19 protein-coding genes and 1 other RNA gene are annotated in these 20868 nt (G+C 55.2%); 1 reads left to right on the plus strand and 19 read right to left on the minus strand.

Annotated features, from left to right (window positions below):
• Nucleotides 1-3: 3 nt before the first annotated feature.
• On the minus strand, nucleotides 4-1587 hold the full coding sequence (pdxR, locus tag PSAB_RS17580; RefSeq protein ID WP_025335902.1) for a MocR-like pyridoxine biosynthesis transcription factor PdxR: 1584 nt from the start codon (nucleotides 1585-1587) through the stop codon (nucleotides 4-6).
• A 95-nt stretch (nucleotides 1588-1682) separates the two neighbouring features.
• On the opposite strand from pdxR, the gene PSAB_RS17585 reads away from it, so the two are divergent.
• Nucleotides 1683-2906, plus strand: coding sequence for an aminotransferase-like domain-containing protein (locus PSAB_RS17585; RefSeq protein ID WP_025335903.1), 1224 nt, complete (start codon nucleotides 1683-1685; stop codon nucleotides 2904-2906).
• 161 nt (nucleotides 2907-3067) lie between these two features.
• On the opposite strand, the gene rnpB is transcribed toward PSAB_RS17585, so the two are convergent.
• The 18 genes from rnpB to PSAB_RS17660 all read right to left on the minus strand — a co-directional run bounded on the left by rnpB (nucleotide 3068) and on the right by PSAB_RS17660 (nucleotide 20863).
• An RNA gene (rnpB, locus tag PSAB_RS24850) (RNase P RNA component class A) lies at nucleotides 3068-3478 on the minus strand.
• A 91-nt stretch (nucleotides 3479-3569) separates the two neighbouring features.
• Nucleotides 3570-4685: a Nif3-like dinuclear metal center hexameric protein gene (locus PSAB_RS17590; protein ID WP_025335904.1), complete on the minus strand. Its 1116-nt coding sequence runs from the start codon at nucleotides 4683-4685 to the stop codon at nucleotides 3570-3572.
• The gene (locus PSAB_RS17595; RefSeq protein WP_025335905.1) at nucleotides 4661-5431 is read right to left on the minus strand and encodes a tRNA (adenine(22)-N(1))-methyltransferase; all 771 of its coding nucleotides are present in this window, start codon (nucleotides 5429-5431) and stop codon (nucleotides 4661-4663) included. The genes PSAB_RS17590 and PSAB_RS17595 overlap by 25 nt, the downstream gene beginning before the upstream one ends.
• A gap of 5 nt (nucleotides 5432-5436) precedes the next feature.
• Nucleotides 5437-6261, minus strand: a complete 825-nt coding sequence (locus PSAB_RS17600) for a hypothetical protein (protein ID WP_025335906.1) — start codon at nucleotides 6259-6261, stop codon at nucleotides 5437-5439.
• A 91-nt stretch (nucleotides 6262-6352) separates the two neighbouring features.
• The gene (gene rpoD, locus PSAB_RS17605; protein ID WP_025335907.1) at nucleotides 6353-7483 is read right to left on the minus strand and encodes an RNA polymerase sigma factor RpoD; all 1131 of its coding nucleotides are present in this window, start codon (nucleotides 7481-7483) and stop codon (nucleotides 6353-6355) included.
• A gap of 40 nt (nucleotides 7484-7523) precedes the next feature.
• Nucleotides 7524-9344 carry a DNA primase gene (gene dnaG / locus PSAB_RS17610; protein WP_025335908.1) on the minus strand — a complete coding sequence of 607 codons (1821 nt, stop codon included), beginning with the start codon at nucleotides 9342-9344 and terminating at the stop codon, nucleotides 7524-7526.
• A 39-nt stretch (nucleotides 9345-9383) separates the two neighbouring features.
• Nucleotides 9384-9863 (minus strand): YaiI/YqxD family protein, encoded by a 480-nt coding sequence (locus PSAB_RS17615; RefSeq protein WP_025335909.1) that lies wholly within the window; start codon nucleotides 9861-9863, stop codon nucleotides 9384-9386.
• Between the two features lie 216 nt (nucleotides 9864-10079).
• Nucleotides 10080-12155, minus strand: a complete 2076-nt coding sequence (glyS, locus tag PSAB_RS17620; protein ID WP_025335910.1) for a glycine--tRNA ligase subunit beta — start codon at nucleotides 12153-12155, stop codon at nucleotides 10080-10082.
• Nucleotides 12148-13035 (minus strand): glycine--tRNA ligase subunit alpha, encoded by an 888-nt coding sequence (glyQ, locus tag PSAB_RS17625; RefSeq protein WP_025335911.1) that lies wholly within the window; start codon nucleotides 13033-13035, stop codon nucleotides 12148-12150. Before glyQ ends, glyS begins: the two co-directional genes overlap by 8 nt.
• A 199-nt stretch (nucleotides 13036-13234) precedes the next feature.
• Nucleotides 13235-13483, minus strand: coding sequence for a hypothetical protein (locus tag PSAB_RS25515; protein ID WP_144240532.1), 249 nt, complete (start codon nucleotides 13481-13483; stop codon nucleotides 13235-13237).
• 47 nt (nucleotides 13484-13530) lie between these two features.
• A complete protein-coding gene (gene recO, locus PSAB_RS17630) occupies nucleotides 13531-14286 on the minus strand; it encodes a DNA repair protein RecO (protein ID WP_025335912.1) in 756 nt (251 codons plus the stop codon).
• A gap of 36 nt (nucleotides 14287-14322) precedes the next feature.
• Nucleotides 14323-14466, minus strand: coding sequence for a YqzL family protein (locus PSAB_RS25165; RefSeq protein WP_084266555.1), 144 nt, complete (start codon nucleotides 14464-14466; stop codon nucleotides 14323-14325).
• Between the two features lie 104 nt (nucleotides 14467-14570).
• Complete coding sequence (era, locus tag PSAB_RS17635; protein WP_025335913.1) at nucleotides 14571-15464, minus strand: GTPase Era; 894 nt, start codon at nucleotides 15462-15464, stop codon at nucleotides 14571-14573.
• A gap of 627 nt (nucleotides 15465-16091) precedes the next feature.
• A complete protein-coding gene (locus PSAB_RS17640) occupies nucleotides 16092-16562 on the minus strand; it encodes a cytidine deaminase (protein WP_226991720.1) in 471 nt (156 codons plus the stop codon).
• 167 nt (nucleotides 16563-16729) lie between these two features.
• Entirely contained in the window at nucleotides 16730-17125 is a 396-nt protein-coding gene (locus PSAB_RS17645) for a diacylglycerol kinase family protein (RefSeq protein WP_025335915.1), read from the minus strand.
• A complete protein-coding gene (ybeY, locus tag PSAB_RS17650; RefSeq protein WP_025335916.1) occupies nucleotides 17125-17619 on the minus strand; it encodes an rRNA maturation RNase YbeY in 495 nt (164 codons plus the stop codon). Before ybeY ends, PSAB_RS17645 begins: the two co-directional genes overlap by 1 nt.
• Nucleotides 17616-19877: an HD family phosphohydrolase gene (locus tag PSAB_RS17655; protein WP_025335917.1), complete on the minus strand. Its 2262-nt coding sequence runs from the start codon at nucleotides 19875-19877 to the stop codon at nucleotides 17616-17618. Before PSAB_RS17655 ends, ybeY begins: the two co-directional genes overlap by 4 nt.
• Before the next feature lie 14 nt (nucleotides 19878-19891).
• On the minus strand, nucleotides 19892-20863 hold the full coding sequence (locus PSAB_RS17660; RefSeq protein ID WP_025335918.1) for a PhoH family protein: 972 nt from the start codon (nucleotides 20861-20863) through the stop codon (nucleotides 19892-19894).
• Nucleotides 20864-20868: the final 5 nt, after the last annotated feature.

Raw genomic sequence — 20868 nt, forward strand, 5'->3', positions numbered from 1 at the left:
CGGTCAGCCCGTTGATTCTTTCATGGCTTCCTTCAGCAGCGGTATAAGGAGCAGCAGCCCGCGCTCCATCTGTTCTTCCTCCATCTGCGCGTAGCAGAGCCGGATATGACTGGTCGAAGGCTCGCCCGCATAGCATACATTTCCCGCCAGAAAAGAGATGCCCAGCCGCGATGCCTTTCGGTACAGCTCCCCGACGTCAACGGAATGCGGCAGCTCCAGCCATAAATTGAGTCCGCCTTCGGGGAGTTTCCAGCGTACCCCACGCGGCGCGTGGCGTTTCAGCAGTCTGGCCGCCCGTTCCATCCGTGAACGCAGCGAAGACCGTAATCCCTTCATGTAGGCGTCATAACGGCCGGAAATGAACGGGAGCAGCGCGAGCTGGATCAGCAGCGGACCGCCCAGATCGCTGGCCGCCTTTGCGGCGATCAACCGCTCAAGGATATCGCCTTCGGCCGCTAAACAGGCCATCCGGCAGCCTGGAGCGAGCACTTTACTGAAGCTCTTCATGTAGACGACATGCCCGTCCTTGTCCATGCTCTTGATGGACGGCGGAGGGGGAGAATGAAAATACAGATCCGAAAATGGGTCGTCCTCCACAATGAGACAGCGGTAGCTCCGGGCAAGCTCCAGCAGCCGCTGTCTTCTTTCTGTACTCATTGTGACCCCGCTTGGATTCTGGAACGTCGGCACCGTATAAATCAGCTTCGGCGGACGGCGGTCGCACAGCTTCGTCAGCAGGTCGATGCGCATGCCGTCTTCATCCATCGGAACGGAAATCATCTCCGCTCCCCTTCCGGCAAATACATCGATGGCCCCCGTGTAGCTGGGCTCTTCCAGGTATACCGCGTCGCCGGGGCCAATAAAGGTACGGGCCACCAGATCGATCCCCTGCTGGGTTCCGCTCGTGATCATCAGACTGGCTGGTGACAGGGAAATGCCGCGTGCGTGCAGATGCCGGGTCATCGCTTCACGCAGCTCCACATCCCCCTGGAAATTGCCGTAGGCCGACATCAGCTCCGGCCGTTTCGCCACAAGCGATGTCATCGCCTCGCCGATTTCCTTCAGTGGAAGCAGCCCGGAATGAATCGCCGCCAGATGGAACGAATATTCGGCCTCTGAATAATCGAAATTCCGCCACAGCTGAGCCCTCGGCAAGTAATCTTCAAAACCTTCCTGCCACCCGAATTTCTTCCGGGTTCCGGTCTTTCCCTGTCCTGTATTCCGGCCCTGAGATTGGCTTCCGCCGCCATCGTTCCCCCTGTCATTCCCGTTTGTGCTGCCGTCATCCCGGGTCCGATCGCCCGTTCGTCCACCGTTTCTTGTACCGTACTCCTCAGCCTCGCGGTCTCTTGCGGGAGAAACAAAGCAGCCGAGGCCGTGATGGCGAATGATCCGCCCGCGCCGTTCTAGGTCGGCGTACGCTTTGCTGATGGTCACCTGGCTGACGCCGAGTGAGACCGCCAGCTTCCTGACCGAAGGCAGCTTCATTCCCGGCTGAAGCAGACCGGAAGCGATACGCTGACCCAGCGCATCGCTGATCTGCAGCGGAAGCGGCTTGCCGCCACCGCGGCTCAATTCGATATGCATCGTCAGGTCGCCTCCACTGTTATATTCGTATCTTTACTGTTATACTGCTCTGCCGCTATGATACCATCAAATCACAGGTTAAGGAGCAAAATTGCATGAATATTGTTTACTCCACTATGGCGCAGCATCTCGGCTCATCCGCCGTACGCGATATTCTGAAACTTACTCAGGGAAGCAATGTTATCTCACTGGCCGGGGGGCTCCCTGCGGAGGAGCTGTTCCCTCTCGAGGCGGTTCGTGAAGCTTACAACCGGGTTCTGACCGGACCTGCCTCCGTTCTGCAGTATGGTCTGACTGAAGGCTACGCCCCCCTCCGCGAAAAAGTCGCCGCAAGACTGGCCCGCCAGGGAATCTCGGTATCAACTTCGGAAGTAGTGCTGACCACTGGCTCCCAGCAGTCGATCGACCTGCTGTGCAGAATGCTGCTCGACCCCGGCGACACCGTTCTCGTCGAATCGCCGACCTATCTGGCAGCGCTTCAGGTTCTCGGGTCCTACCGCGCCAATATCGTATCGGTCGCCAGCGACAAGGACGGCATGCTCCCTGACGATCTGGAGCATAAGCTGCAGCTCCACCGTCCCAAGCTGCTGTATGCCGTTCCAACCTTTGGCAACCCTACGGGGGCGACTTGGAGCGAAAGCCGCAGACGCAGCGTCGTAGAGCTGTGCCGCCGCTACGGTACGCTCATCCTGGAGGATAACCCCTACGGCGAAATCGCATTTACCGGAGGGGACCGGGTAGGGCTGCCGCCGCTCACGGCTATTGACGGCGGCATGGGAGGCGGCTCGGTGGTCTACACCGGCACCTTCTCCAAGATTGTCGCCCCGGCTCTGCGCACGGGCTGGATCGCGGGCAGCCGGGAGCTTGTCACCACGGTAGCCAGAGCCAAGCAGGCCGCCGATCTGCATTCCAGCACGATCGACCAGCGCGCGCTGGATGAGCTGATGACCGGATATGACCTTGACGGGCATATCGCCGTCATATCCCGCGAGTACGCCGCGCGGATGAAGGTACTCTCTTCCGAGCTGCGCTCCCGGAATTGGGAGGGCGCTCACTGGGAGGAGCCTCAGGGAGGCATGTTCCTGTGGCTGACGCTGGACAAGTCGGTCAATACCGCGGAGCTGCTTCCGCTCGCCGTCGCCCGAGGAGTCGCCTTCGTGCCGGGTGAAGTATTCTATCCGGCGAATCCGGACCGCAGCACCATGCGGCTGAACTTCACCCATACGCCGCCGGATCTGCTCCCGCTGGCCGTGGAACGGCTGAACGAGGCGCTCGAAGAATGGAGCGGCAGAAGGCTTGAATCCCCAAATCCGGTCTAAGCCTCTTCTGAAAAAGCCATCAAGCCATCTTCATTCACCTTTGGCCTTAGCGTTCAACAGAACTTGCATTGAAAAAGCGGCGGCGCATCCGGGAAACCGGAAGCGCCGCCGCTTATGACGTGCGTTTAATTAGTCGATATATAGTGTTAGTGTTGCCAGTTTAGGAAAGTTTGCCGTAAGCCGGGTTCTGTGCTCTTTGTGGTAATCGCGGGAACTACCCTCCCACTGTGAGCGACAATCATCTATCTAGGCCGTACATTGCTGCACAGCTCCAGCGACCAACCCGAACGCGCCTCAGGCGAAGGCTGCCTCTTCCTTACGGAATCGGCTGCGTTCCATTAGGTCTTGCTCCAGGTGGGGTTTACCAGGAACGAAGTCACCAGCGTTCCTCGGGGTCTCTTACACCTCGGTTCCACCCTTGCCTGTGCCGCTTGAGAGCGGCCATCGGCGGTCCATTTCTGTGGCACTATCCTTCGGCTCGCGCCGACTGGACGTTATCCAGCACCCTGCCTTATGGAGCCCGGACTTTCCTCCCGCGGCTTGTGGCCGCCGGCGATTGTCTGTCAAACTTTCCGAACAACATTATATATTATACAGATTGCGTTGTCCCGAAACAAGTGTAATTATTCCCTTTTCCGGTAAAGGTGGTACCTAACAGTTCGCTTATACAAACCGGAACGGCTCCGTATTCACTTCGGAAGCATACACCGGTGTTCCATACTTGTGCTCCGTCAGCTTGGCCTTGATCCATTCGGCCACCTTAACCTTCATAATCTTCTCGGCGTTATGTCCGGGATCGATCAGCGCCACGCCGGCCATCAGCGCATCCTGCGCCGTATGGTAGTCGATATCGCCTGTGACCAGCACATCGGCTCCGCGGAAGATCGCGCTGCCAAGGAATTTACCGCCCGATCCCCCGAGCACGGCGGCTTTGAGGACAGGCCGATCCAGGTCACCCACCACGCGCACCTTATCTACGTTCAGACCCGCTTTAACCGTCTCCACGAATTGTCCCAGCGTAGTCGGCTCTTTGAGCTTGCCTACCCGGCCCAAACCGAAGCTGCGTCCTTTCAGGTCCATCGAGTAGAGGTCATAGGCGACCTCCTCATAAGGATGGGCCTTGAGCATCGCCTGAATGACCTTGCTGCGTATCCCTTGGGGAACGATCGTCTCGATCCGGATTTCCTCTGCGCGCTCGATTTTGCCCTGCTGCCCGATGTAAGGGTTCGCTCCTTCTCGGGGAAGGAACGTGCCATAGCCCTCAATGTTGAAGCTGCAGTGGCTGTAATTGCCGATCCAGCCCGCCCCGGCGTTCAGGACGGCATCCAGCACCTTCTGGTGATGGTCCTTCGGTACGAAGACGACGAGCTTGGACAGCTGTTCGGTATGAACATCCTTCAGTGGAGCGGCATTCTCGATGCCAATCGCCTCGGCCATCCAGTCGTTCATGCCACCATCGGTTATATCCAGATTCGTATGACTGATGTACACAGCGATATCGTTCTTGATCAGCTTCTCGTAGATCCGCCCCATAGGAGTATCCGTCTGGAGCTGCTGCAGCGGCCGGAAAATAATCGCATGATGGGCAATAATGAGATTGCAGCCGCGGGCAATTGCCTCCTCCACGACCTCGTCATTCACATCGAGCGCAATCAGAACGCCGGTAATTTCTTTATGCAAACTTCCAAGCTGCAGGCCGATTTTGTCGCCTTCCTCCGCTACATGCTTAGGAGCAAGCTGTTCCATATATTGAATTACGGTTTGTCCTTTGGCAAGCATGCCAGCACCTCCGTGATCTCCTCAATAAGTTCCCCGATCTCCGAGCGTTTGTTATCGGCAGATTCCAGCTCCGAGCGCGAGAGCGATTGCCGGATACGCTCCAGCTTCGATATTTCGTCCTGCCATTTGGCAAAAAAGACCGGGCCAGGCTGCCGGATCAGCCAAGGGCCCATGTTCAGCAGCGTTTCCATCCGGTACGGACGCTCTCCGCCCGCCATAGCCGCTTCCGCATACAGGCCTTTGTTGGTCAGTCCCGCTTCGGGATCTTCCGGCACGGCGGTAAGCACCTCATACCGTTTGCCGTCTTCCTCAAGCAGAGCTTCGGCGGTTAACACCCAGCCGTTATCCAGCAGCCACCGGCGGAGAATATCCTCACCGACATTGGGCTGAAGCAGCAGCGTCCTTACGCCCTCCAGCTTGCCTTCCAATAAGCCCCGGTTCAGAATTGAGGCGATCAGAGCGCCGCCCATGCCCGCAATCGTGATGCAGTCAGCCTCTTCCGGCCGGAGCACTTCCAGCCCGTCCCCCTGGCGAACGGAAATACGTTTCGTAAGTCCCGCATCCTGCACAGCCTTTTGAGCCGCGCGCAGCGGTCCGGGATTCACTTCCCCGGCCACCGCGCTTACGGCGCGCCCGGTCTGCACCGCCGCCAATGGCAGCAGTGCATGGTCCGAGCCGATATCGGCCAATTTCGAGCCCTGCGGAATTTGTTCCAGCAGCAGCCCCAATCTTTGCGATAATTTCACGTTGTTCATGTAGCCACCCACGCAATCCATTTTTTTCGAAAAAGAAACAATAACGTAAGCTCGGCGGCGATCTTTCCGATCAGCAGAAGTGAGAGCCATGCCGGATAATCCCGCCGCAGCAGCAGACTGTCTATTTCAGGCATGAGCCACAGCAGAGTACCGACTCCGAAATAGACGCCTGAAACGCCTTTGACCCGATGATACAGCAGCCAGCTCAGCCAGATCATCAGCACGCACAGCGGGAGCCAGAGCAGCTGCAGTTCCCATACTCCGGCCTCCGGGCGAACTCTGCCCGCAAATCCCGCATACAGAAGGCAGAGCGCCCCATACCCTCCGAAATGAAGCAGGCCGATCCGCAGCGTGAAGCCCAGAATGATCCAGAGCAGCCCGCAGACGCCTACGAAAATAGGAATCGAAAGTCCATCTTCTAAATTATGGAGAAATATCATCCATAACCCGAAGCCCAGCGTCAGAAAACTGCCGATTCCCGCCAGAGAAAGGCCGATGACAGGCATTCGGTTCCTCAATAAACCGGCATATCCGTAGCATACCACAAGCAGCGATACCGCTGTCGCAAGTTGCAAACCCCAGGGAAAAACGCTAAAATAAAAACCAATTAACAAAATCAAGGAAATAATTCCAAATGCAAACATCCAAATTTTAATATTTCCTTGCTGCAGATTTTGCAGCGTTATCGGATTTCTGTTGGGTACCGCGCCTTCATCACTGTATAAATTCGTGAGAAAGTCGCAGTACTGCTCCGTAAGGAGCTTGGTACGGCGCCAATACTGAATCTCTTTTAAAATGATGTCACGCTTCTCCACATTCAACGTCGATCCCTCTTTTCAAGCGGCAGCTATTGACTATAGACAAAAGGACCTCCTGCCGCATGCAGCAGAAGGTCCTTTAAAGGCTGATTTGTTATTCTAGAAAATCCTTGAGCCGTTTGCTGCGGCTCGGATGGCGCAGCTTCCGCAAAGCCTTGGCTTCGATCTGACGAATCCGCTCCCGGGTAACGCCGAAGACTTTGCCGACTTCCTCGAGCGTCCGGGTCCGGCCGTCGTCAAGGCCAAAGCGCAGGCGGAGCACATTCTCCTCACGCTCGGTCAGCGTATCGAGCACATCCTCCAGCTGTTCCTTAAGCAGCTCGTAAGCGGCTGCGTCCGCAGGAGCGAGCGCCTCCTGATCTTCAATAAAATCGCCCAAATGGGAATCGTCTTCCTCCCCAATCGGGGTTTCAAGCGATACCGGCTCCTGGGCAATCTTCATGATTTCCCGAACCTTCTCGACGCTAAGCTCCATTTCGGCCGCAATTTCTTCCGGCGCAGGTTCGCGCCCCAGCTCCTGCAGGAGCTGACGGGACACCCGGATCAGCTTGTTAATCGTTTCCACCATATGAACGGGAATACGAATCGTCCGCGCTTGGTCGGCAATGGCGCGGGTAATGGCCTGCCGGATCCACCATGTAGCGTACGTACTGAATTTGAAGCCTTTATTGTGGTCGAATTTCTCAACCGCTTTGATGAGACCCATATTGCCTTCCTGGATCAAATCGAGGAAGAGCATTCCCCGGCCCACATAACGCTTCGCGATGCTGACGACCAGACGCAAGTTGGCCTCAGCCAGACGGCGCTTCGCTTCTTCATCGCCGTTCTTGATCCGCATGGCCAGTTCAACCTCATCGTCGGCCGAGAGCAGCGGCACCCGTCCGATTTCCTTCAGGTACATGCGGACAGGGTCGTTGATCTTGATTCCGGGCGGGAGCGACAAATCGTCGTCAAAGCTGAAATCGTCGCCATCTCCGCTCTCGCTTTCGTCATTTGGACGAAGCGTCACTTCCTCGTCGTTATCATTAACGACTTCAATTCCCAAATCACTGAGCTGCTCATAGAATTCATCCATTTGCTCGGGGTCCTGATCAAATGGCGACAGTTTCTCCATAATATCTTTAATGTTCAGTGAAGATCTTTTCTTGCCAGACTCAATAAGCTGATCTTTGACCTGGTCGAGCGTAAATTCCGTCTCCAGTTCGGTATGCTGATCGTTCGCCATTATTCGACTCCCTCCTCCCTAGGTACATCCTGTCAAACGTTCACTGTCTGTCTAGGGCTATAATCTCACTTGCAATTTGTGCCGCACGCAAAAAATCACCGGCTTTTTCCGCCTCAATCATCTCTTCCCGCTTCTTATCCATCATACGCTGCACGGGATACTTCCGCACTTCACGGATATAATCGTCCAGTACCTGCGGACTCCAGTCGGGAGGCGATTCCATCATGGAAATGGAGGCCGCGATCTTCTCCAGCCGGTCGTCCTGCAGCGAGGACAGAAACCGGCTGATATCCGGCGGCTTGCCTTGCGCATAATAGGCGTATAGATAAGCGGCAATCGCCGCATGATCATCGATGTTGAAATCTTCTCCGAGATGTTCGTTAACATAAGCGGCCGCGTCGCTATCCTGAAACATCAGGGACAGCAGACTCCGTTCCGCGGCATGGTAAGCCGGAAGAAGGGCTCTTGCCTGCACTTGCCCTTTTTTATGCCTACCATTATTCCACCTTTTGTCGTTATTATCCCCTTCGGGGATGTTTTTTTGCATCGAGGCCCTGAGCAAATTGCAATCCTGCTTCAAGCTCTCGTAGCTTAGTTCGAGCTCGGCGGCTATTTCCTTCAAATATACTTCCCGTTCCGTAGAGGAATGAAGGGAAGCAATAATGGGGAGTGCCTCCTTGACATAGGCAATTTTGCCGTCTTCCTCTAGGAGTATATGGTTTTTTTTCAGATATATAAGCTTAAATTTCACCGTTGAAACCGCAGATTCAATGATTTGCTCCCTGAAGCGCTCTCCCCCGTACTGGGAGACGAACTCGTCGGGGTCCATACCGCCGGGAATCACCGCCACCTTGACTCGCAGGTCCACAGCTTCAAGCATCGACAGAGCCTTCAACGCCGCAGCTTGTCCCGCCCGGTCTCCGTCATAAGCGATTACGACTTCGTCGGCAAGAGCCTTGATCATCGACGCATGGTTCTCCGTCAGCGAAGTCCCCATCGTCGCCACGCCGTTATGCACACCCGATTCCCAAGCCGAGATGACATCCCCGTAGCCTTCAAATAGAACGAGCTGCCGCGTTTTGCGGATGGATGCTTTGGATTGGTGCAGATTGTACAATATCCGGCTTTTGTTAAAAAGCTTGCTCTCCGGGGAGTTCAAATATTTCGGCTGCCCTTCCCCGAGAATTCTTCCGGCAAAAGCCACCACTTTACCGGCACGGTTCGCAATCGGAAAAATAATCCGGCCGCGAAAACGATCGATATAGCCTTTGCCCTCGCTTCGGGCCGACAACAGCCCGCCTCTCTCCATTTCGGCGAGGTCAAATTGGCGTCTTTCCAGAAACTGCAGAAGCGTATCCCAGCGGTCCGGGGCAAATCCGATCTGGAATTGGTCGATCATTTTATCGCTGAATTTCCGGGATCTTAAATAATCCATGGCGGCTTTGCCGTGTTCCGTATTTTTCAGCAGATAATGATAGAACTTCGCAGACCATTCATATGCCTGGAGAAGCCGGTCAATCTCCGGATTATGCGCAGACTGAATGCCTCCCGCGCCTTCCGGCATCGGAATGTCGCTTTCTTCGGCCATAATTTTGACGGCTTCGGGAAAGGATAACCCTTCGATTTCCATCCTGAATTTGATGGCATTTCCGCCCATGCCGCAGCCGAAGCAATGAAACACTCCGCGGTCCGGAGTTACTGTGAAGGAAGGGGTGCTTTCCGAATGGAACGGGCAGAGGCCCCATAAATACTTCCCCCGTTTGGTCAGATGGACAACCTTTCCTACGGTATCGACAATATCATGCTTCGCCAGCACGCTTTCGATAACTTCCTCGGGAATATTGCCGTGTCCGCTTGCCACTACAACCACCTTCATCTCTTGACAAATAAATAATATTCGCTAAAGTTGAACATTCTCCTGCAATAGATTCAAAAGTTTTGTCAGTTTATGTTGAAAAAAATTTCGGTCCTCCGCGGTAAACGGTTTAGGTCCTTTGGTGTGATGGCCCCTTCTCCGCTCTTTCGCCCGGGCATGCCTTCCTTCCAGCATCATATCCATGTTGGTTTCATCGTATGTCTGACCCCTGAAGGAAAGAACATGGCAGCCTTTCGCAAGCACCAGGGCAGCCAGCCCGTAGTCGCCTGTCAGCACGATATCTCCGGACTTGACGTGATTGGCGATGTAAAGATCAGCGCTTTGATCGCTGTTGTCCACATGTATGACATCGACGCCTTCCCCGCCCCGAAGTTCATGGGCGTAAGACGACACCATCATCACCGGGACGCCGCTAACGCGGGCGATGTCCGCCGTTTCCTTCTTGACCGGACAGGCATCCGCATCGACCACTATCGTTCTTCCCCGAGCATCCGTACTGTTCATAGGCTGTCACCGTTTCCCGTGTAATATATATACGCGCCTATCCCAAAAAATCCTTCCGGCTTCTTCCGAATCTTAAAAAAGCGTAAAATACGGAACGAAAGCCGCAAGCTTACGCTTTTGGCGCCGTTCCGTATATTTATACCCTAAACCGGCGTTCTATACCACCAGACCTGCATTTTCTTCATGAATACCCCGAAGCAGGAGTTTAACGGCAATCTACCAGACCAGTTTCCCGAAATCGGCAAAGCTCTTCAAATCGGCGTCAATGCCAGCCAGCAGTGCGAGACGGTTAGCCCGAACCTGTTCATCCTCGGCCATAACCATAACCGAATCGAAGAAGGCGGTTATCGCATCGCTAAGTCCAGCCAACAGCGTGAGCGCCTGTCCCGCGTCATCTGCTTCCAGCGCCTTCTGGTACGGCGTACGCAGCGACTGCCACGTTTCATGCAGTGCGCTTTCGGCCGCTTCGTTCAGCAGCGCGGAATCCAGAGCGGCGCCGGTGGCTTTGGCCGCCAGATTGCTGACCCGGTTGAAGGATTCCACCGTATTCTTGAAATTATCTTTGGAGTCCACGGCATCCGCAAGGGCCCGGCTTCTGGCAACAACGGCTACAATATCGTCGTAGCCCGCGGCCATAACCGCGTCGACCACATCATAACGGACATTGTCCGACAGAAGACGCTTTACGCGCAGACCGAAGAACTCATACAGGTTAGTACGCAGTTCATCCACGGAAAGTTTCAAATTCCGAGTATTTTCATGAACCTGAACGGCAATTTCGAAAATATCGTTCAGGCCGACCGGCAGCTTCCGCTCCAGCACGATCTGTACGATGCCCGCCGTCTGACGCCGCAGCGCGTAAGGGTCCTGAGAGCCGGTAGGGATAATGCCGATCGAGAAGCAGCCGACGATCGTGTCGATTTTGTCGGCAATGCTGACGATCGCCCCGGGCTCCGTGGACGGAATGGCGTCTCCGGCAAAACGCGGCTGATAGTGCTCGAAGATGGCTTTGGCCACCAACTCGTCCTCGCCTGCTTTGCGCGCGTAATCCTCGCCCATCGTTCCTTGCAGCTCCGGAAACTCGTATACCATCAGGGTAACGAGATCGAATTTGCAAATATCCGCGGCACGGCTGACTTTCGCCGACACTTCCCGCGCTGTCTGCAGCTTGGCAGCCAGGCTGTCCGCGATTTGACGGATGCGGCGGACTTTGTCGGCGACGCTGCCGAGCTCTTCATGATAAACGATGGTTTCGAGCTTGGCGAGGGCATCCTCGATCTTCAGCTTCTGATCTTCTTCATAGAAGAACTTCGCATCCGATAGACGGGCGCGCAGCACCTTCTCGTTCCCTTTGGCGATCGTCTCAAGATGTTCGGCATTGCCGTTGCGCACGGTGACGAAATAAGGAAGCAGCTTGCCTTCGGCATCCAGCACCGGGAAATAGCGCTGATGCTCGCGCATCGATGTAATCAATACTTCCTGCGGAATATTCAGGTAAGCCGGATCGAATGTGCCGAACAGCACTGTCGGCGTTTCAACGAGGAACAGCACTTCTTCCAGAAGGTCTTCCTTGATGGCAATCGTCCAGTTTTTATCCGCAGCCAGCTTGTTGATCTGTTCAAGAATCAGAGCCTCGCGTTCCTCCACATCGGCAATGACATGCTGGGAGCGCAGGCCTTCCACGTAATCGGAAGCCTGAGCGATGACCGCTTCCTGTCCAAGGAACCGGTGACCGCGGCTGACATTGCCGGTCCGGACGCCCGTAATCTCAAAATCGACAATGTCGCTGCCGTACAGCGCGACCAGCCAGCGGATCGGACGAACAAACTTGAAATCATAAGCGCCCCAGCGCATATTTTTCGGGAAGGTCATGGCGCTGACGATTCCGGTCAAGCCTTCTGCAAGCAGGGAATACGTGTCCACGCCTTCGCTGCTCTTGGTGGCGTAAATATATTCGACCCCGCCCACTTCCTTAAATGTGAACTGTTCAGGGGATACACCTTGACTGCGGGCAAATCCAAGCGCCGCCTTGCTCCATTCGCCGGCCGCGTCCAGCGCGATTTTGCGGGATGGGCCTTTGACTTCTTCGCTGACGTCCGCTTGCTTCTCGGCTACACCCTTCACGAGAACGGCCAGACGCCGCGGCGTTGCATACGACTTCACTTCTCCGTGCTCCAGGCGGGAAGCATCCAGCCATTTGGTCATTCTGTCTTGAAGCTGCTCCATCGCCGCACGGATAAACCGCGCAGGGATTTCTTCCAGCCCGATTTCAAACAGCAGGTCCTTAGCCAAGCTGAACACCTTCTTTCTTCAGCAGCGGGAAGCCGAGCTTCTCGCGCTCCTCCACATAAGTTGCCGCCACCTGGCGGGCCAGATTGCGCACTCTTGTAATAAAGCCCGTACGCTCCGTCACGCTGATTGCGCCCCGCGCATCCAGCAGGTTGAACGTATGCGAGCATTTTAGTACATAGTCATAAGCGGGGAATACGAGATGGCGGTCCATCGCCCGGCGCGCTTCCGCTTCGTACGTATTGAAAAGTCCGAACAGCATGCTCACGTCCGAAACTTCGAAGGTGTAAGTGGAATGCTCCACCTCCGGCTGATGGAACACGTCGCCGTAGGTCAAACCGTCGACCCACTCCAGCTCAAACACATTCTCCTTCTCCTGAATGTAGGAAGCTAGGCGCTCCATACCGTAGGTGATTTCAACCGAAACCGGGCTCGTCTCAATGCCGCCCACCTGCTGGAAATAAGTGAACTGCGTAATTTCCATCCCGTCCAGCCATACCTCCCAGCCGAGTCCCGCGCAGCCAAGCGACGGATTCTCCCAGTTATCCTCAACGAACCGGATATCATGCTGCAGCGGATCTATACCCAGCGCCTGCAGGCTGTCCAGATAAATCTCCTGAATATTATCCGGGGACGGCTTGATAATTACCTGGTATTGATGATGCTGGTACAGACGGTTGGGGTTCTCTCCATAGCGTCCGTCCGAGGGACGGCGCGACGGCTCGACATAAGCGACTTTCCACGGCTCGGGTCCGAGGGAGCGCAGGAATGTCATCGGGTTCATCGTGCCCGCGCCTTTTTCCGTGTCATACGGCTGAACGATAATGCAGTTCTGGTTCGACCAGAACTCATTCAGCGTCAAAATCATCTGCTGAAAATTCATGCTACCGACTCCTTCGCGTAAATGTTGTGTGCTGCCGGAATCCGCGGTCCCTGAAGACCGGCCAATATAGCGCCCGGCAAAACGTCCTGCGATGGAGGCGGTGCTCTTCTATTCCGGAAGGAAGATGATCATATCTTTCGTTCCAGACTAAAAAGCTCCCGCCCCCATGCCTGAAATTCAGACATAGGGACGAGAGCTGTCATATACTCCCGCGGTTCCACCCTACTTGATTCCGCCCTTCACGGCTGCTGCCGCTGATTTGCGAAATCCACTTTTCACGCTGCCGCCTCCGCACTCCCGGGTGCCGTTTCATGAGCGCTGCCGCACCGGGCTCCCACCGTCCCCGGCTCGCTATTCCAAGCAATCGTTCATTACTCTCCCGTTCCACATGCGTGCCGGTTCTACCGGCGGCGGCCTTCTCGTCGTTTGCCTTTAGGCAAGACATCATCCAACAAGAAGAAACTGCTCCTATATTAACGGAAAATCCGGCGTTCGTCAAATATTGTATTTATCGAGCTGATCCAGGAAATTTTGCGACTTTAAGCGAAGTCCCAATTGGGTATCCATAAACGCCCGCATGATGCTCTTCAGCTCTGCCCGTGTGCTTTCCCTGACGTCCACATTGCCCAGACGGGTGAGATCCAGGGCGGCGAACAGACGAAGCAGCTTCAAGGCTCGGGGCGAAACCTCCATTGCCGGCGGATCATTGTGCCGGCAGCTTCGGCACAAAATGCCGCCCAGCCGGGGACTGAGCCGCATTTCGTCATCCGGCTTCTCCCGACCGCAGGCAACGCAGGAATCCAGCTGCGGTCCGTAGCCGGCCGCCTGGAGTATTTTCATCTCGAATACATTGATAATAATCCCGGGCTCCTTGCCCTCTTCCAGCGCATCCAAACAGGCGGACAGCTGCCGGAACCAGAAGCTCCCCGTCTCCTCGTCATGCAGCACCCGGTCCAGCAGCTCGCAGGCATACGAACCGTAGGCAGCTTTAATCAGATCTTCCCGAATCGGATAATGGGAGTTGATAATCTCGCCGGAATTCAGCGTGCCAAGCCCGTTGTTATTTCTGAAAAACACATATTGCCCTACCGTAAAAGGCTGAATTAGTGCCGCATGACGACTTTTTACTTTTTTGGCTCCCCGGACGAGAACCCCTACCTTGCCCGCGTTTTCGGTGCAAAGCGTAATGATGGCGTTCCCCTCGCCGTAGTCCATACTGCGGATGACGATCCCTTCCACCCTGTGTAGCATGCCTCTTCCCCTAACCACTCGGCAAGCAACCAGTTCCTAGTTCGCTTCTTCGTCATAGACCTGCTCTTCTTCCGCCGCTGTATCGTCCGCCGTAACCATCGATTCCCCGGCTTCCCGGTACAGAAGATAAGCATCGACATCACCAGTCATTGCAAAATACTTCCACGAAAAATCTCGCATTCGTATTATCCCCTTTCGCAAAACACGATGTCATCACTAAAGGTAGGATGTGCGATGGGACGGGTTCTATCCTTGCAATTACTGGCAGCCGATTGTGATTAATATCACTGGTCTTTGTGGAAGCCTAAATCGCGCAGCACGCGCTCCTGGTTGCGCCAGTCTTTTTTCACTTTTACCCAAAGCTCCAGAAACGTCTTGGACCCGAGCAGATTTTCAATATCGGTGCGAGCCCGTCTGCCGACTTCCTTCAGCATCGCGCCTTGTTTGCCGATGATAATCCCTTTTTGCGAATCCCGTTCGACAAAAATAACGGCGGAGATATGCACCACTCCGTTCGGCTCCGCGCGCATATCCTCAATGGCCACCGCAATGGAATGCGGCACTTCCTCGCGGGTCAGGTGCAGAATCTTCTCGCGGATCAGCTCGGCGATGACGAACTGCTCCGGATGGTCGGTCACCTGATCGTCCGGATAATACTGCGGACCTTCCGGCAGGTATTTCTGGAGTTGATCCAGCAGTGTGTTTACATTGCTGCCTACCTTGGCTGAGATGGGAACGATTTCGGCAAAATCATGCAGCTTGCTGTACTCCGTAATCAGCGGCAGCAGCGCCTCGGGTTCCAGCTTGTCGATCTTGTTCATCACCAGAATAACCGGCGTCTTAACTCCCTGAAGCTGCTCGGCAATAAAACGGTCGCCTCCGCCAAGGCCCTCGGCGGCGTCAATCAGAAACAGCACCGCTTCCACCTCGCCAAGCGTGCTCATCGCCGTCTGGTTCATGTAATCCCCGAGCTTCGACTGGCGTTTATGGATACCCGGCGTGTCGAGGAAGACAATTTGCGAATCGTTCGTTGTGTAGACGCCGTGAATTTTGTTGCGGGTCGTCTGCGGCTTGTCCGACATGATAGCGATTTTTTGTCCGATGACCTGATTCATCAGCGTTGATTTTCCTACGTTGGGTCTGCCGATAATGGCGACAAACCCCGATTTGTATGACATATGTTAGTTCTCCTTATTAAAAGATTTCGATCCAACCTTTCGATCCCCCTAAATCCCCCTTAGCCAAGGGGGACCCCAAGGGCCCGCCCTCTGGACACCCGGAATTAGCGGGCCTGCCACGGTTGGAGCGGTGAAGGGAATGCGGCGAATGACACGCTTACATTCCCTTCGGTCACCCGCTCCGGTTAGTGCCGGGAAGAGCGGCGCGTTGAGTGTCGAGCGAGCGTGCTGAGAGGCTGTGTGCTGGGAACCGCTCGTGGCGTTCGCCGCAACGCTTACGCTTGCGCGAAACACGAGCACGTTCCGGCGGCGGGCTCCTTCTACTCCGTGCGAGCAATCGCTCGCGGCTTCGCCGCAACGCTTACGCTTGCGCGAATACGAGCGCGTTCCCGCGGCGGGGTCCTTCTACTCCGTGCGAGCAGCCGCTCGCGGCTCCGCCGCAACGCTTACGCTTGCGCGAAACACTAGCGCGTTTCTGCGGAGGGGTTTCCTGCAACTACGTTCAAGCAACCGCTCGCGGCCCCGCCGCAACGCTTACGCTTGCGCGAAACACGAACGCGTTACTGCGGCGGGGTCCTTCTACTCCGTGCGAGCAATCGCTCGCGGCTCTGCCGCAACGCTAGCATTTTACTCGGGGGCCTGTCCCTGCTTCAGCTCGTCGGGGCCGAAAGCGCCGGGGAGCAGCTCACGGACCGTAGTCTCGCGAATGTCCCCTTTCATATTGCCCAATATGATTTTCATATCGGGTTCGCATAGTTCAACGATGACCTGACGGCAAGCGCCGCAAGGCGTAATCGGCAGTTCGGTGTCTCCTACTACGGCAAGCGCTTTAAAGGTGCCGCGTTTATGTCCCTGGGCCATGGCGCTGAACAGAGCGGTGCGCTCGGCGCAATTCGTGACGCTATAGGCAGCGTTCTCGATATTGCAGCCGTGATGAACATGTCCATCCTGGTCCAGAAGAGCGGCGCCAACGCCGAAGCGGGAATACGGGATATAAGCTTTAGCCCGGGCTTTGATCGCCTCTTGCAGCAGCGTGATGGAATCCATAGTTGTCCTCCTAAAAGTATTGTAAGCATAGACCTCTTGAGTATTCTTCACGAAACTTGCTTCGGAAGAATTACTTAGTTTTGGTAGCACTAGCTTCCCCGAGTATTCTTCGCAAAACTTGCTTCGGATTGCGGTACTACAAAAACCAAACAAAGACAAAGATGGCGGAACCGCCTAACGGCTTATCCGCCTGTTCCGCCTGTAAAGTTGTAGTCTGATTATGACATAAATCCGGCAATCCAGTCCATCACCGGACGGTAAAATACATAAATCCCCGAGATAACGGCAAACGCCGCTGTCAGGAACACGGCTCCCGCAGCGGTATCCTTGGCCGCCTTGGCCAAGGGATGAAGCTCCGGCGACACAAGGTCGACCACCGATTCGATCGCCGTATTGATCAGCTCGGCCGCCAGCACGAGCGTGATGGCCAGAAGAAGCAGCATCCAATCGCCCGGCGGGACGCGAAAGAGCGCGGCGAGCAGCAGCACGAGAACGGCGAATCCGGTATGCACTCTCATATTCTGTTCGCTCCGAAAGGCTTGTCTGATCCCCTGGGCCGCATACCAAAAGGACTTCCAAAAACGTTTGGGTCCTGCCGCCGTATTTTTGGGCATCAGCGGGTCAACCCTACCTGGGACAGCACCTGCTCCTGCTTGCCCATCATTTCCGCCTCGGAAGCCTCATCCTGATGATCGTATCCCAGCAAATGCAGAAACCCGTGCACGAACAAAAATCCGAGCTCCCGCTCCAGCGAATGGCCGTATTCCTCCGCCTGCTCCTTGGCGCGGGTGACGGAAATGATGATATCGCCAAGCATATCAGGAATGCCGCCCTGTTCGTCCTCGTCCACTTCATAGACGATTTCAGGCTCGTCCTCTCCGGATTCATTCAATGCGAAGGACAGTACATCGGTGGGGCGATCAATGCCCCGGTACTCCCTGTTCAGCTCATGAATCCGCTTGTTATCGACAAAAGTCAGATCCACTTCGCCGCTGTCGACTCCTTCCTGTATTCCCGCTTTTTGCAGAATGTCTTCCAGCAGCGAGATCAGTCGATCGTCGATTTCCATTTCTTCTTGCTCATTATTCCAAACCAGCTCCAGGCTCATGCGTTAACGGCCCCCTCCTCTTTTTTCGGCTTTTTCGCTTCCTCCGGATATTCGATACGCGAATGGAAAATCCCCATCACCGTTTCTTTCAGTGTGCGGGCGATAATGTCGAGCTCTTTGAGCGTAAGATCGCATTCGTCGAATTGATGGTCGTCCAGCCGGCTCTTGATAATCTTCTCGATCATTGTCTCCACCTGGTTAACCGTTGGGCTGCGCAAGGAGCGAACGGCTGCCTCCACACTGTCGGCTATGCCGATAACCGCGGATTCCTTGGACTGCGCCTTCGGGCCGGGATAGCGGAAATCGTCTTCAGTGAAATCGGGTTCGATGCCTTTTTCCTCCGCCTGCCGCAGCGCTTTATGGTAAAAATAATGCAGGAACGTCGTCCCGTGATGCTGCTCCGCAATATCCCTGATCGGCTTGGGCAGCTTGTATTCCTTCAGCATCTCCACCCCGTCCCGGGCATGTGCGACAATAATTGATTTGCTCAGCTTCGGTTCGATGGAATCATGCGGATTCTCCATATTGTTCTGATTCTCGATAAAATAGAACGGGCGCTTCGTCTTCCCGATATCATGATAATACGAACCGACCCGGCAGAGAAGCCCGTCCGCCCCGATTGCCTCGGCCGCCGCCTCTGATAAATTGCCGACCATAACACTGTGATGATACGTTCCCGGCGTTTCCGTCAACAGCTTGCGAAGCAGCGGATGGTTCGGGTTCGACAGCTCCACCAGCTTGAGCGCCGACAGAATGCCGAATGTCGATTCAAAAAAAGGCATAAGGCCGATAACGAGTACAACCGTCAGCAAACCGCCGGCAAAAGCGAATCCAATCGCATACAGCGTATGAATCTGCTGCCAGTCGCCGCCACCGAGCAGATGGAGCATGAAGACGGTAAGCGAGCCGAACAGACAGACCATGATCCCGCCCTTAAGCAGCGTCGTTCGCTGTCCCGCACGGTGAGTGGCGAATACAGCCACAAAGGATACAACCAGCGCAAAGAAACCAAAGTTGAAATCAAAGATCGTATTCTGCTGCACATTCAAAATAATGCTGGCCAAGGCCGCAAACAGAATGGAGCAGAAGTAGGCAAGCGTAATATCCAGCAGCAGCGCAACCAGCATCGCCCCGATGGCGACCGGCGCCAGAAATCCCATAAACGGCCGCGTATCCGTCTGGAGGAAAGCAGCAAGCCGTAAAGAGATAATGGTAATCAAAAAGACAATCACCAGCATCAGCAGCTGGGAATTATTGTACTTGAAGCCGGACGAGCCGGAGGCTCCCGATTGGCGAATAAACATCAGCAGGCCGACCGACAGAATTCCGGCAAGCATCAGCAGGCCGAGCTGCGGCCAGTAGTTGACATTGCTCCGTAAAAGGCCGTTCTCGTCAAGCAGCTGATACAGCTCCGGCGTGATCCGTTGCCCCTTGGCCACGAGCACTTCGCCCTGCTCGATATATACAGGGGGAGTGTTCTCCCGTGCCTGAACCTCCGCTTCCTTCGTCGCATCCTCATCGTAAAATTTATTGGCCGTGATTGCGGCGCGCGCCAGCTCCTGAACCACTTCCCGGGCCGTACGCTGGGAAAGCGAGCTGATGCTGACCTGCTCCGCCACCTTGGCCCGGGCGGCATTCGCGTCCGAAATCTGGTCATTCATCAGCCGGCTGACGATATCCCGGGCCACAGGCTTCATCTCGATGATGTCCTGCGAGGTCAGCCGGGGGATTTTGATGTACGTCTCTTCCGGAATGGAATAGGCCTGCTGTCTGATGACCTTTTGCATTTCATTCAGCAGATTGTCCGAGTATGCTCCGCTGCCCCGGCTCGACAAGACAAAATTAAGAATGAAATCATTCACCCTCTGCGGAATCTCCTCCCGATAGATGGAGGTTTTGTCGCTTTGGGAAATGGTATCGTCCTGATTGAGTCGGTCGATGCGGTCGAGCAGTGAGGTGACGAGGTTCTCCGAACGGAGCGGGATGATCTGATATTTGGGCTGAACGTTCTCGGCAGCCTGTTCCTGCGCCTTCAGCGTCGCCTTTTTATCGAGAATTTGCATCGGCGCCACAATTTCCTTGGCACTGTTCGTTCCTTCCTTGATATCATACCGTTTGGGCAGCAGATCCGGAGACAGACTGAAATATACCAGAATGCCCAGCAGCAGAAATAGAGCATAGCGCGTAACGGCGCTATACTTCCATCCGCTCACATTGTATGAGAATCCGCTGAATTTCGACGGTTGTTTTGAAGCCATGGTGACAGTCCCCTTTATTCAAGGTTTTCGGCTGAGCGTTCATAGGCCACGATGATTTTCTGCACCAGGGAATGCCTCACTACATCCTGTTCCGCAAAATACACGAACCCGATCTCCTCTACGGAGGACAAGATTGTATTGGCCTCGATAAGTCCCGATTTCTTGCCCCGAGGCAGATCGATTTGGGTTACGTCGCCGGTAATAACCATCTTGGAGCCGAAGCCGAGCCGGGTAAGGAACATCTTCATCTGTTCCGGCGTCGTATTCTGGGCTTCATCGAGAATAATAAACGAGTCGTCAAGCGTACGGCCGCGCATATAAGCCAAAGGCGCAATTTCGATCAGCCCGCGCTCCAGCGCCTTGGCTACCTGATCCGGACCCATCACATCATACAGGGCGTCATACAGCGGCCGAAGATACGGGTCTACCTTCTCCTGCAGATCTCCCGGCAAAAAGCCAAGGCTTTCCCCGGCTTCCACAGCCGGACGAGTCAGAATGATGCGTTTGACCGAGCCTTCCTTCAAGGCTGCTACCGCCAGCACGACAGCCAGGTACGTTTTCCCTGTTCCTGCCGGGCCGATGCCGAATACGATATCCCGTTTCTTGATCGTTGTTACATAATGCTTCTGTCCGATCGTCTTGACCCGGATCGGTTTGCCGCGGAATGTCGTGGTGATTTCGCCCTTGAACAGATCCAGCAGCTGATCGGCGCGGAAATCCTTGGCCAGCTCTACGGCATACTGCACGTCCCGCTCACTCAGAATATAACCGTTTCGGACAAGGGAGAGCAGCGACTGAAACAACTGCGCCAGCATGTCCACTTCCCTTTCCCCGCCGTGCACCGTCAACTCGGCTTCGCGCGAGTCGATACGGGCAGGAATTTCTCTTTCGATCAGCTTTAAAAATCCGTCCTGCGGACCGAAAAGCGCCAGCGCTTCTCCCGCATTTTGCAAAGATATGCTTATGCTTGCAGTCTTGTCTGACAAATAGC

The organism is Paenibacillus sabinae T27, from assembly GCF_000612505.1.
Classification (GTDB): Bacteria; Bacillota; Bacilli; order Paenibacillales; family Paenibacillaceae; genus Paenibacillus_AQ; species Paenibacillus_AQ sabinae.

Excerpts from the sequence above, each read along its gene's own strand:
- glyQ (WP_025335911.1), bottom strand. The coding sequence starts at position 13,035 with ATGAATTTTCAGCAGATGATTTTGACGCTGAATGAGTTCTGGTCGAAC.
- pdxR (WP_025335902.1), bottom strand. The coding sequence starts at position 1,587 with ATGCATATCGAATTGAGCCGCGGTGGCGGCAAGCCGCTTCCGCTGCAG.
- recO (WP_025335912.1), bottom strand. The coding sequence starts at position 14,286 with ATGCTACACAGGGTGGAAGGGATCGTCATCCGCAGTATGGACTACGGC.
- PSAB_RS17585 (WP_025335903.1), top strand. The coding sequence starts at position 1,683 with ATGAATATTGTTTACTCCACTATGGCGCAGCATCTCGGCTCATCCGCC.
- rpoD (WP_025335907.1), bottom strand. The coding sequence starts at position 7,483 with ATGGCGAACGATCAGCATACCGAACTGGAGACGGAATTTACGCTCGAC.
- PSAB_RS25515 (WP_144240532.1), bottom strand. The coding sequence starts at position 13,483 with ATGATGTCTTGCCTAAAGGCAAACGACGAGAAGGCCGCCGCCGGTAGA.
- ybeY (WP_025335916.1), bottom strand. The coding sequence starts at position 17,619 with ATGAGCCTGGAGCTGGTTTGGAATAATGAGCAAGAAGAAATGGAAATC.
- PSAB_RS17655 (WP_025335917.1), bottom strand. The coding sequence starts at position 19,877 with ATGGCTTCAAAACAACCGTCGAAATTCAGCGGATTCTCATACAATGTG.
- era (WP_025335913.1), bottom strand. The coding sequence starts at position 15,464 with ATGTCATACAAATCGGGGTTTGTCGCCATTATCGGCAGACCCAACGTA.
- PSAB_RS17645 (WP_025335915.1), bottom strand. The coding sequence starts at position 17,125 with ATGCCCAAAAATACGGCGGCAGGACCCAAACGTTTTTGGAAGTCCTTT.
- PSAB_RS25165 (WP_084266555.1), bottom strand. The coding sequence starts at position 14,466 with ATGCGAGATTTTTCGTGGAAGTATTTTGCAATGACTGGTGATGTCGAT.
- PSAB_RS17615 (WP_025335909.1), bottom strand. The coding sequence starts at position 9,863 with ATGAACAGTACGGATGCTCGGGGAAGAACGATAGTGGTCGATGCGGAT.
- PSAB_RS17590 (WP_025335904.1), bottom strand. The coding sequence starts at position 4,685 with ATGCTTGCCAAAGGACAAACCGTAATTCAATATATGGAACAGCTTGCT.